The following is an 11,275-nucleotide window of genomic DNA, read 5'->3' as shown; positions in this document are numbered from 1 at the left end:
TCGCCTTATATCACGCGCTTGGAGCGCTACCTGCCCCGAAAACTACCCATGAATTTTTCTGACGAGGCATATTTTTATATTCCGACTTGCAGAAGTCGTATTCTGGATAAGGTAGTAGAATAAATCAAAGCGTTTTGCGACCTCGCCTTGTACCAGACCAGCGTCAGCCGGTGATCTGGCATAGACTATGAGACGGGACTAACCAGGGTGCTTTTATCGTGAAAAGGCATCGGCGAATAACAGATTCGGGATTGTAGCGCCCGAGACTAAATGATTTGCAGTACTGTCTTCGGAAAAGCTGAGTAAATGGTGCCCGGGGCCGGAATCGAACCGGCACGGTGTTGCCACCGAGGGATTTTAAGTCCCTTGCGTCTACCAGTTTCGCCACCCGGGCAGAAGCAGCGCGCATTGTAACGTGTCTTGGGCGATTGCTGTAGTGTTCAGATCAGGAAAAGATGGAGGCGGAACCCGGAGTCGAACCGAGATACACGGATTTGCAATCCGCTGCATAGCCATTCTGCCATTCCGCCGCGAGGGGTGTGCCGTCTATACGTATTCTATTACAAAAACGGGGAAGTGATGCTGGACCACTTCCCCGAACTGTAATTTGGAGCGGGAAACGAGATTCGAACTCGCGACCCCGACCTTGGCAAGGTCGTGCTCTACCAGCTGAGCTATTCCCGCTTTGAGAGGACCCGTATTGTAGAGATGGTGGGCCAGGAGTCAAGCACCGGGAGAGATTTAATCATTATTTTATTGGTTGTTATCATCGCTCAGTGCCGGCCAGGCGGCACGCAGATAGATGATCATCGACCAAAGGGTCAGGATCGCGGCAATATAGAGGAGAACCAGCCCGACCTCGTATACCGGGAAGCCCCCTAGCGGATCCCGGTATAACAGCAGCAACAGCGCCAGCATCTGCGCCGTGGTCTTGATTTTGCCGATATGGCTAACGGCGACCTGGGTGCGTTCACCGATCTCCGCCATCCATTCGCGCAAGGCGGAGATCGCGATCTCGCGGCCAATAATAATGGCTGCCGGTACGGCCAGCCAGGCCCCGGGATCGGCGGCAACGAGCAGGATCAGGGTCACGGCGACCATAAGCTTGTCAGCCACCGGATCGAGAAAGGCCCCGAACCGCGAGGTCTGGTTGAGCTTTCTTGCCAGGTAACCGTCCAGCCAGTCGGTCAGCCCCGCCACGGCAAAGATGCCGGCGGTAGCGACATTCGCCCAGCTAAAAGGCAGGTAGAAGGCGATAACAAAGACCGGGATCACGGCGATACGGGTCAGGGTCAGGATATTCGGAATGTTCAGGTTCATTTATGGGTTGTCGCCATGTAATACATCATAAATCCGTTCTGCCAGGGCCGGACTGATACCCTCAACCCGCACCAGGTCTTCTTTCCCGGCACGGTTCACTCCTTGCAGGCCACCAAATTGCTTTAACAGCTGCTGGCGGCGCTTCGGCCCCAGGCCTTTTATATCCTCCAGCACGGAGCGTTTGCGTGTCCTGGCGCGCCGCTGGCGGTGGCCGGTGATGGCAAAACGGTGTGCCTCGTCGCGGATCTGCTGGATGAGGTGCAAGGCCCTGGAATCTGCCGGCAGTATAAAGGGCGTGCTATGGCCTAACAAGAACAGGTCTTCCTCACCGGGCTTACGTTCAGGGCCCTTGGCGATGCCGATCACGGTAATATCCGGGATTTGCAGTTCCGCCAGGACCTCGCCGGCCTGCCTGAGCTGGCCCTTACCGCCATCAATGAAGAGAATGTCCGGCACCCGGCCCTCGCCTTCCTTGAGCTTCGTGTAACGCCGTAGCAAGGCCTGCTTCATGGCAGCGAAATCGTCGCCGGGGGTGATGCCCTCGATATTGTAACGGCGGTAGTCCGACTTGTTCGGCCCCTCGCTGTCAAACACCACGCAGGAGGCCACGGTCGCCTCGCCCATGGTGTGACTGATATCAAAGCACTCCATGCGTTGCGGCACCGCCTCAAGCCCGAGAGCGTCCTGCAGGGCCTCGAAACGCGCCGTAAGGCTGCTTTTCGAACTCAGGTGCTGCTGCAGGGCATGTTCGGCATTCTGGGTCGCCATGGCCAGCCAGCGTGCACGCTCACCGCGAACCCGGGCATGGATGCTCACCTTATGCCCCGCCTGTTCACCAAGCACAGTCTGTAACCAGTCTGCCTCGTCAAGCGCATGATTAACGAGGATCTGCGTCGGTATCGGGCGGCGCGAGCCACCCCCCTGGCCTTCATTCAGGTAATATTGCGTGATAAAGGCGGCAATGATCTCGGCATCCTCACTCTCGGCGGTATGTTTCGGAAAATAGGCGCGGTTGCCGAGATGATGCCCGCCGCGGACAGTAAACACCTGCACGCAACTGCTGCCGCTGGCGGTGCTGCAGGCAATGATATCCAGATCGCCGGCATCGGTACTGATGTACTGCTTCTCCGACAAGGCGCGCAGGCGACCGATCTGATCCCGGTACACGGTGGCGCGTTCAAAATCGAGCCTCGCAGCCGCCTCTTCCATGCGTTCGACAAGGCGTTCGATAACGGCATCGTCACGACCTTCGAGAAACAGGATGGTGTTCCTGACGTCTTCGGCATATTCGTCTTTGTCAATAAAGCCGACGCACGGCGCGGAGCAACGCTTGATCTGGTATTGCAGGCAGGGCCGGGAACGGTTGCGAAAGTAACTATCTTCACACTGGCGAACCGGGAACAGCTTTTGCAGCAGGCTCAGGGTATCGCGCACCGCGCCGGCGCTCGGGTACGGGCCGAAGTAACGACCCTTGCCTCGCCGCCCGCCACGGTGAAAGCCGAGACGCGGAAAGTCCTGATCGGTTGACAGGTAGATGTATGGATAGCTCTTGTCATCGCGCAAGAGAATGTTGTAGCGCGGCCGAAACTCCTTGATCAGGTTGTTCTCAAGAATCAATGCCTCGCTTTCAGTGTTCGTGACGGTGATGGTGATGTTGCGCATCTGCTGCATCAATGCCCGGGTCTTTGGCGCCAGGCCACTGCCGCGAAAATAACTCGCGACACGTTTTTTCAGATTACGCGCCTTGCCAACATATAGAATCGTATCGTCCTCGGCGTGCATGCGATACACACCCGGCCGGTTGGTGAGGCTGGCGAGAAAGGTCTTCTTGTCGAAACTCTCGGTCATTACACTTATAACCAGCTACGCATCGATATGCTTGCGTGCCGTCTTGAACACGTCATGGAACATCTTTTCGGTGAGACGTTTGGTCGAGGTGTTGTATTTACTGCAGTGGTAGGAACTCAACAGCCAGCGGCCGTCCGGCAGTTGCGCGCAGGCATTGTGTGCAAATGGATAGTCCTTGATTTTCACCCCGCAGGCCCGCAACACCGCCTTGTGGGCAATCAGGCCGAGAACAAGAATGACCCGGGTCTTCGGCAAGGCCTCGAGCTCTTCTTGCAGCAAGGCATTACAGGTATTGATTTCATCAGTGGCAGGCTTGTTCTGCGGTGGCAGGCACTTCACCGCGTTGGTGATGCGACAGTCTTTCAGCTTCAGACCATCATCGCGCGATAGCGCTTCCGGTTTATTGCTGAAGCCGAACTTGTGCAGGGTCGCGTACAGCAGGATACCGGCAAAGTCGCCAGTGAACGGGCGGCCCGTCGCATTCGCGCCGTGCATGCCGGGTGCGAGGCCAACAATCAGCAAGGCCGGGTTCCTGGCACCGAACGGTGCCACGGGGCGTGCATGGTAGTCGGGATGCTCCGCCCTGACCTCGGCAAGAAAACTGCTGAGACGCGGACAGCGACGACAATTCAGATCGAAGGCATTAGCAGAGGATTTCATCCTGCTATTTTAATCGTTTTCGAGGGAAAAAATCTCGACTTGTTCCATCTCGCCGGTCTTGATATTGATTTTGACGATATTATGCGCGTTGGTGTTGGCCACCCACAGACTGTCGTCATGAATACTCAGGCCACCCGGTTCGGCCAGGGGCTGTGACAGGCGCAGGCTGGAAACCGTGTTATTACTGAGCTTGATGTGGCGGATGCGATGATTGAAGGTATCGGCCACCCACAGGGCCTTGCGCTTTGGATCGAATGCGACGCCCAGCGGGTGTTGCATGAGGGCCTCGCTGCCCTTGCCGTCCTTGTCACCAAATTCAAACATGCCCTTGCCGACCAGTGTGTTCACATAGTTATCGCGCAGGCGAATGGAGCGGATCGCAGACGTTTCAGCATCCGCGATATACAGCATCTTTTCCAGATCCTCGCCAATGATCAGCCCGGATGGCTGGGCAAAGCTGGCGCTTTCCGCCGTGCCGTCTTTGATATTCTCTGTACCGGTACCGGCATAGACACGAAGGCTGTTCCTCGCCAAATCAAGCACCCATATCTGGTGACTGCCGGCCATGGCGATATACAAGGAGCCGCTGTGATAGGTTAGATCCCAGGGGCTGTTCAGCGGCACCTTGAGCGGGTCATTGAAGGTTTCGAAGGTTTTGACGCGACCGATCCTGCCAAGCCCGGCCACGGTACTGACGTCATGGCTCTCAAGGTCAATTTTGCGAATCAAATGATTACCGGTGTCGGCGACAAACAGGTGGCCACCGACACAGGCCAGACCCTGGGGATTATCAAAGGCCGCATCGGTTTCCATGCCATCCAGCTGCCCCGGTGCACCCGAGCCATAGACACGCAGGATCCGACCGTTAGGCATGCACTCAAGCACACGGTTGTGGGCGCTGTCGCTGATGAACAATTTGTCAGCCGTGACCAGCACCTTGCCGGGGAATTTCAATTCCAGGCTGGGTTCTGGCCAGAGCTTGATATTCATGGGTGAACGCACAAGGGTACCCTTGGCCTCGGCTTCCCTGACGTCCTTCTCTATCAGCTGGTCGAGCTGCTTGCGACGCCCCTCACCGCGCAGGACACCGACGATATAGCCTTCCGGGTCGATATAGATGATCGTGGGCCAGGCCTTGATGCCGTATTGCTGCCAGACCGAGAACGCGGCATCGTGCGCGACCGGGTGGCGGATGTAATGACGATTAATGGCCTTCTGCACATTATCGCCGATACGCTCATTCGGGAACTTGGGGGTATGGATACCGATCACCGCCAGGGTATCCGGGTAACGGCGCTCCAGCCAGGCCAGATCGGGCAGGACATGCATGCAGTTGACACAGCAATAGGTCCAGAAATCGAGCAACACCACCTTGCCGCGCAGGTCAGCGAGCTTTACCGGCTTGCCGTCGGTGTTATACCACTGCAGTGTCTCCGGCAGTTCCGGTGCGTGGATCCTTGGTGCATTCATGCTTTTCCCTCGGGCGCGGTTATTTTCATGCCCGCGTCCTCTCCTTGTCTTGCCCCTGGCGGCTATCCTACACGGGCGACAGTACGGCGTCGAGATTGATGCCCACAATAAAGCCGGGCATGATAGCCCCATGGATAAACTGCACGGACATGAGTTACTCGAACAGGAACGCGATGCCCAACTTGACCGTCACCTGGCCCTGCTCGCGCGCATGACCCAGGAGTTCACGACTTCGCTGGATATCGAGGAGACCCTGAACAACGCCATCGAGCAGATGATGGTGTATATGAATGCAGAAGCCGCTTCGATTTTCCTGCTTGAAAATGATGATACCGAGCTGGTCTGCCGGGCCTGTGCCGGCCCTATCAAACTCATTGGCCTGCACCTCCCGGCTGATCAGGGCATTGTCGGCAGCACGGTCAAGCAAAACCACGTGCAAATGGTGCGTGATGTCAGTTCTGACCCGGACTTCACCACGCAGGTTGATGAGAAGACCGGCTTCACGACCCGTTCCATTCTTTGTGCCCCGCTCACAGTCAAGGACAAGAAGCTCGGCGCCATCGAGGTCATCAACAAGAAGACCGCTGACGGCCTGTTTGCCAGCGATGACCAGCATATTCTTACCGCGCTGGCCTCCTCGGCTGCCCTTGCCATTCACAACGCCGCCATGGCCTCGGCGCTGCTCGAACAGGAGCGTATCCAGCACGAACTGGAACTGGCACGCGAGATTCAGGGCAACCTGTTACCCGACTCCCGTGGGCCGGACTTCCCCGTTCATGGGTATAACCTGCCCATGCGCGAGGTCTCTGGTGATTTTTTTGACCACTTCAGTCTGCCGGACGGCCGGATTGTGTTTAACCTGGCCGATGTCTCCGGCAAGGGCATGAATGCCGCCCTGCTCATGGCCAAGACCAGCAGCCTGTTCCATTGCCTGGGCAAGACCCAGACGGCACCGGGCAAATTATTGGCCATGGTCAATAACGAAGTGCATGAGAACAGCACGCGCGGCATGTTCGTCACCATGGTCGGGGGCATATACGACCCTGTCAGCGACGAGATCACGCTTGCCAATGCCGGTCACCAGCCACCCTTGCTACAGCACAGCAATGGCCGCTTCGAGGAAATCCAGGGTGCCGCCCCCCCTCTGGGGATCGTGCCCGATATTGAATTCACGGAAACGACACTGAAGCTTGGCGACGGCACGCTCTACATATATACAGATGGTGTCACCGAGGCCCAGCAGAATGGCCAGATGCTCGGTGAAGAGGGCCTGATGACCATGATCAGCGCCCATCGCGACAAACCGGTGGCCGCCCGCCTGAATGCCATGTTCGCCAGCCTGCAACGTGAGGGCCGCCAGTTGCACGATGACGTGACTGTACTGGTTATCGAGAAACCCGCTCCCGCACCGGCCCTGTGCCTGGAAATGCCGGCAAAAGCCAGGGAACTCAAAAGCTTGCGTGAAAGCAGCCGTGACACAGTATTGGCCGCCGGCAGTTCCAGCGCCCAGGCCGAGAGCATCGTGCTGGCGATCAGCGAGGCCGCCAGCAATATCATCAAACATGCCTATGGTCATGAAGATGGCCGGATAGAAGTGGATATTTCCGTGGAGTGGCCACAACTGGTGATTGTCTTACGCGACTATGCCGATATAGTAGACGTGGATAAAATTCGTCCGCGGGCGCTGGAAGATGTACGTCCCGGCGGTCTCGGTGTACACTTTATGCAACAGTTAATGGATAGCCTGAGCTATACTGTTCGAGAAGATGGGCGAGGCAATCGCCTCGAAATGAGAATAACAATTCAATGACCAAGATCGGTGACAGTCCCGTGAGTTTTGAGATTGATGACGAACAAGGTTATCTCGTCATTCGCTTTGCCGGCGAGATAGATCTGTACGGTTCTCCACATGCCCGCGAAGTCATCCTCAACTGCCTCAAACAAAAACGTAATACCGTCGTTGACCTTTCCGGGGTCAAATATATTGACAGTTCCGGTGTGGCCAGTCTCGTCGAAGGCTACCAGCTTGCCAAAAATGATAACCTCGAATTCGGACTGGTTAATGTAAGTGAGGCCGCCATGAATGTCTTGCAGCTTGCCAACCTCGACAAGGTCTTTCCCATTCATGCCTCACTCAGTGAGCGATTACAGGCCTCCTGATTGCCATAGTGTTACGCTCCTTCACTGAAAAGCTGGGACAGACCACCATACGAGGAATCGAGGAACTGGGGTATGCCTTTGCCCTGTTCTTTGAATCCATGTACTGGATGCTACTGGGCTATCGCCGTCAACAGACCGTCAAGCTTCCGCCTGTTTTTGCACAAATGATGCATATCGGTATCCAGGCCCTGCCGATCGTGACCATCCTCTCCTTTACGATTGGCATGATGCTCGCCATTCAGGGCATCGCGACCTTGCGCACCTTCGGTGCCGAATCGCAGGTGGTCCTCGGCATCGCACTTTCGGTAACGCGTGAGTTCTCGCCGTTAATCATTGGCATCCTCGTTGCCGGTCGTTCCGGTTCCGCGCTTGCGGCGCGTATCGGCACCATGCAGATAGCCCAGGAGATCGATGCCTTGCGCGTCATCGGTATCAGCCCGGTACGTTACCTGGTGGCCCCGGCGATGCTGGCCATGCTGATCATGTTGCCGACACTCACCTTTTTCGCCGACCTGGTTGGCCTGCTTGGTGGCGGCGTGTACAGCGCATTCGACCTCGGCATGAGCCTGCAGGCCTACGCCGACAGAACCATTGAAGTTCTCAAGGTCAGTGACATAACCCAGGGCCTGTGGAAAAGCCTGGTGTTTGCCGTAATCATCACCCTGGTCAGTTTCGTAAACGGCTTTTCCGTCACCGCCGGTGCCGAAGGTGTCGGCAAGGCCACGACCCGCTCGGTTGTGTTATCGATCACCTACATTGTCATCGCCGACATGGTCTTTACCTACTTCCTGACGCATTGACATGAATAGCCACGAAACCATAATCGAACCTGTCATCGAAGTTGAAAACCTCGTTACTCACTATGGCAACACGCGCATTCTGAATAACGTGAATATGCAGGTGAACAGCGGCGAGATTATGGTGATCATGGGTGGCTCCGGCTCTGGCAAGAGCACCCTGCTCCGTTACCTGCTGGGCCTGCACGTGCCAACCAGCGGCAGCATCAGGCTACTCGGTCATGACATTACCGAACTCAATGCCAAAGAGATGCACGAGTTACGCAAAAGCATGGGGGTCTCGTTTCAGGGTGGCGCGTTATTTAACTCCATGACCGTTGGTGAAAATGTTTGCCTGCCCCTGCGCGAGCACACCAGGCTTGATGAAAATACCATGCAGATCATGAGCCGCATGAAGTTATCAGTAGTCAACCTCGGTGGTTTTGAAAACCTCATGCCCTCGCAGCTTTCCGGCGGCATGATAAAACGTGCCGCCCTGGCCCGCGCCGTAATCATGGATCCGAAACTATTGTTCTTTGATGAACCGTCAGCGGGACTTGACCCGGTGGCGGCGGCTGAACTGGACGACCTGATCTTGCGCATTCGCAAGGCACTTAACACAACGATTGTTGTGGTTACCCATGACCTCGACAGTACCTTCCGTATCGCGGATCGGATAACGGTGCTGGATCGCGGCAACATCCTCATGATAGGCACAGTCGATGAAGTACGTCACTCAGACAATGAACGCATACAAAGCCTGTTAAACCGCGAGGCCCGTCATGTTGAAATCGACGCCGATGAATACCTGCGGGAACTGACTGGACAAAAGAGCAAACCCTTATGAAACATGAAAATGTCAATTATCTTGTTGTCGGCAGTTTTGTGCTGGCCGTACTGGCGGCACTGATTATCAGCCTGACATTGATCACAGGTCGTGATGGTGACACGGAGAACTATAATGTCTACTACGACAGCGTCGCCGGCCTCAAGTACGGAACGATTGTCTCCTATGAAGGTTATCAACTTGGCCAGGTCGAGGCCGTTGAGCCAGTACAGGATAATGGTAAAACACGTTACAAGGTCACCTTCGGGATCCGCGAAGACTGGAAGGTTCCTGCCGACAGTGTTGCCCGAATCGTTTCTTCCGGGCTGCTCGGTGGCATTTCCATTGACATCAAGGAAGGCGTGAGCAAAACCGCATTAAAACCAGGCCAGACCATGCCCGGGCAGGAAGGCGCCGATCTGTTTGCCGCTGTCGGTGGTGCCGCCGGCGACATTAAATTACTCATCGGTGATGTGCGCAAGTTTGTGCATACCCTGAATGAGGAAACAGACCTGCTGGCGGATGCCAGGAAATTGCTCAAGCGCCTCGATAACAGCGCGGCCAGTCTCGAAGGGATGTTAAGCCAGACAAACGCAAAAAATGTCAGTGACATGCTCGGCAACATGAACTCACTCTCGCAGCGCCTCGACGATACCCTCTCGGAGGTTGATCACATGGTGAAATCGTCCAGTGCACTGGTTAATGATAATCGTGCCGATATTCAACGCTCGATTCGTCATCTGAGTGCGAGTCTCGAGGTGGTTTCGCAGCACATTAATACGATCACTTATAACCTTGAAGGAACCAGTCGCAACATGAATGAGTTCAGCCGTCAGATTCGTGAGAACCCCGGTTTGCTGCTGGGCAGTACCCCGCCGAAGGACAAGGCCGTGGAGGCAGCAAGATGAGCGCCCGGCCAGAGTTGATGCGCATACGCATGGGAAAAGTGTTGCTGGCAACCGGCATACTCGCTTCATTGTTCGCCTGTTCGGCACAGCCGCCGGTGCCCGAAGACCACTTTTACCGCCTGCCCGCGGCACAACTAACAACAGGGGAAATAGCCGTCGGCAGTGAATTGGCTGTTAAACGCCTGGTCACTGATGGCCTGCACAGTGAGCGCGCCCTGCTCTTTAGCGAGACTGGCCAGGCCCTGCGGTTACAGCAGTATCATTATCACCACTGGAGTGACTCACCACCGCGTATGCTGCAGGAACATCTGATCAGTGCCCTGCGCAGTGCCGGTGTTGCCGACACAGTCATGAATTATGATCCGGTACAACGTAGCGCCTATACCCTGTCAGGCAAGATACGTCACTTCGAACAGATTGAGCGCGGCAAGCGCAGCGAAGTACTGGTCGGGCTGGAACTACGACTGGATGACAATGAGGGTAAACCGGTTCTGATCAAGGACTATCATGTTACGCAGGCGGCCAATAGCACTGCCCCCCATGACCTCGTGGAGGCCTTCGGTATGGCATTGAATAAAGTTTATAGCGAGTTTGTTTCCGACTGGGCGAAAAAACAATCAGCCGTCGACAAGACTGCTGTCATCTATCATGCCGTGACGCATTGCCAGGTGGGTTAACTCGACATCGCTTTTAACATCCAGTTTATCGAACAAGCGATAACGATAGGTACTCACGGTCTTTGGGCTCAGGCACAGCTTTTCAGCAATCTCCTGAATCCTTTGCCCCTGCGTCACCATTAACATAACCTGTAATTCGCGCTGGGATAATGTTTCAAACGGTGATTTGTCATTGCCCGGCAATATACTCATCGCCAATTGCTGCGCCACATCGCTACCGATAAAACGTTTGCCCTTGTGCACGGTACGAATCGCTTCAACAATTTCGTTAATCGCACAGCCCTTGGTCAGGTAACCTGATGCACCGGCCTTCAGCAAACGGGACGGAAAGGGTTCTTCGACATGAATGGTGACAACGATAATCTTCATATCGTCATGAATCTGCAGCAACTTACGGGTAGCTTCCAGGCCCCCGATCCCCGGCATATTCACATCCATGAGAATGACATCCGGTTTATCCTTGCGGACGAGACTTACCGCCTCTTCGCCATTTTCAGCTTCAGCCATGATCTCGATTCCATCGAAATCTTCCAGTAATCTTCGGATCCCCGTCCTCACCAGCTCATGGTCATCAACCAGTAATACTCTAATGGTCACGCTACTTGCTCCCTGTTGGCGGCCTTTCACAGG

Annotated in this window: 11 protein-coding genes and 3 tRNA genes; 6 read left to right on the top strand and 8 right to left on the bottom strand. The window is 55.5% G+C overall.

Going from position 1 to position 11,275, the window contains the following annotated elements:
• Positions 1 to 307: 307 nt before the first annotated feature.
• The 7 genes from RQ738_RS05590 to RQ738_RS05560 all read right to left on the bottom strand — a co-directional run bounded on the left by RQ738_RS05590 (position 308) and on the right by RQ738_RS05560 (position 5,298).
• Positions 308 to 394 (bottom strand) — tRNA-Leu (locus RQ738_RS05590).
• A 62-nt stretch (positions 395 to 456) separates the two neighbouring features.
• Positions 457 to 530, bottom strand: a tRNA-Cys gene (locus tag RQ738_RS05585).
• A gap of 78 nt (positions 531 to 608) precedes the next feature.
• Positions 609 to 684 (bottom strand) — tRNA-Gly (locus tag RQ738_RS05580).
• 69 nt (positions 685 to 753) lie between these two features.
• Entirely contained in the window at positions 754 to 1,320 is a 567-nt protein-coding gene (gene pgsA / locus RQ738_RS05575; protein WP_314162727.1) for a CDP-diacylglycerol--glycerol-3-phosphate 3-phosphatidyltransferase, read from the bottom strand.
• Positions 1,321 to 3,168 carry an excinuclease ABC subunit UvrC gene (uvrC, locus tag RQ738_RS05570; RefSeq protein WP_314162726.1) on the bottom strand — a complete coding sequence of 616 codons (1,848 nt, stop codon included), beginning with the start codon at positions 3,166 to 3,168 and terminating at the stop codon, positions 1,321 to 1,323.
• Between the two features lie 15 nt (positions 3,169 to 3,183).
• The gene (locus RQ738_RS05565; protein ID WP_314162725.1) at positions 3,184 to 3,828 is read right to left on the bottom strand and encodes a uracil-DNA glycosylase; all 645 of its coding nucleotides are present in this window, start codon (positions 3,826 to 3,828) and stop codon (positions 3,184 to 3,186) included.
• Positions 3,829 to 3,837: 9 nt separating this feature from the next.
• The gene (locus RQ738_RS05560) at positions 3,838 to 5,298 is read right to left on the bottom strand and encodes a thioredoxin-like domain-containing protein (RefSeq protein WP_314162724.1); all 1,461 of its coding nucleotides are present in this window, start codon (positions 5,296 to 5,298) and stop codon (positions 3,838 to 3,840) included.
• A 130-nt stretch (positions 5,299 to 5,428) separates the two neighbouring features.
• On the opposite strand from RQ738_RS05560, the gene RQ738_RS05555 reads away from it, so the two are divergent.
• Genes RQ738_RS05555 through RQ738_RS05530 form a run of 6 tightly spaced genes read left to right on the top strand, consistent with a single transcriptional unit; the run spans position 5,429 to position 10,645 of the window.
• Positions 5,429 to 7,108 (top strand): SpoIIE family protein phosphatase, encoded by a 1,680-nt coding sequence (locus tag RQ738_RS05555; RefSeq protein WP_314162723.1) that lies wholly within the window; start codon positions 5,429 to 5,431, stop codon positions 7,106 to 7,108.
• The gene (locus tag RQ738_RS05550; protein WP_314162722.1) at positions 7,105 to 7,458 is read left to right on the top strand and encodes an STAS domain-containing protein; all 354 of its coding nucleotides are present in this window, start codon (positions 7,105 to 7,107) and stop codon (positions 7,456 to 7,458) included. Before RQ738_RS05555 ends, RQ738_RS05550 begins: the two co-directional genes overlap by 4 nt.
• A gap of 8 nt (positions 7,459 to 7,466) precedes the next feature.
• Complete coding sequence (locus RQ738_RS05545) at positions 7,467 to 8,258, top strand: ABC transporter permease (protein WP_314162721.1); 792 nt, start codon at positions 7,467 to 7,469, stop codon at positions 8,256 to 8,258.
• Between the two features lies 1 nt (position 8,259).
• Positions 8,260 to 9,081 (top strand): ABC transporter ATP-binding protein, encoded by an 822-nt coding sequence (locus RQ738_RS05540; RefSeq protein WP_314162720.1) that lies wholly within the window; start codon positions 8,260 to 8,262, stop codon positions 9,079 to 9,081.
• Positions 9,078 to 9,968: an MlaD family protein gene (locus RQ738_RS05535; protein WP_314162719.1), complete on the top strand. Its 891-nt coding sequence runs from the start codon at positions 9,078 to 9,080 to the stop codon at positions 9,966 to 9,968. Before RQ738_RS05540 ends, RQ738_RS05535 begins: the two co-directional genes overlap by 4 nt.
• Positions 9,965 to 10,645, top strand: coding sequence for an ABC-type transport auxiliary lipoprotein family protein (locus RQ738_RS05530; protein WP_314162718.1), 681 nt, complete (start codon positions 9,965 to 9,967; stop codon positions 10,643 to 10,645). The genes RQ738_RS05535 and RQ738_RS05530 overlap by 4 nt, the downstream gene beginning before the upstream one ends.
• Here RQ738_RS05530 and uvrY read toward each other — a convergent pair.
• Positions 10,586 to 11,242: a UvrY/SirA/GacA family response regulator transcription factor gene (gene uvrY, locus RQ738_RS05525; protein ID WP_314162717.1), complete on the bottom strand. Its 657-nt coding sequence runs from the start codon at positions 11,240 to 11,242 to the stop codon at positions 10,586 to 10,588. The two genes, RQ738_RS05530 and uvrY, sit on opposite strands and share 60 nt — an antisense overlap.
• Between the last annotated feature and the right edge of the window lie 33 nt (positions 11,243 to 11,275).

Origin of the sequence: Sulfuriflexus sp. (assembly GCF_032250955.1) — a bacterium.
GTDB lineage: Bacteria > Pseudomonadota > Gammaproteobacteria > AKS1 > AKS1 > Sulfuriflexus.
This window is presented reverse-complemented; position numbering and strand designations above follow the sequence as displayed.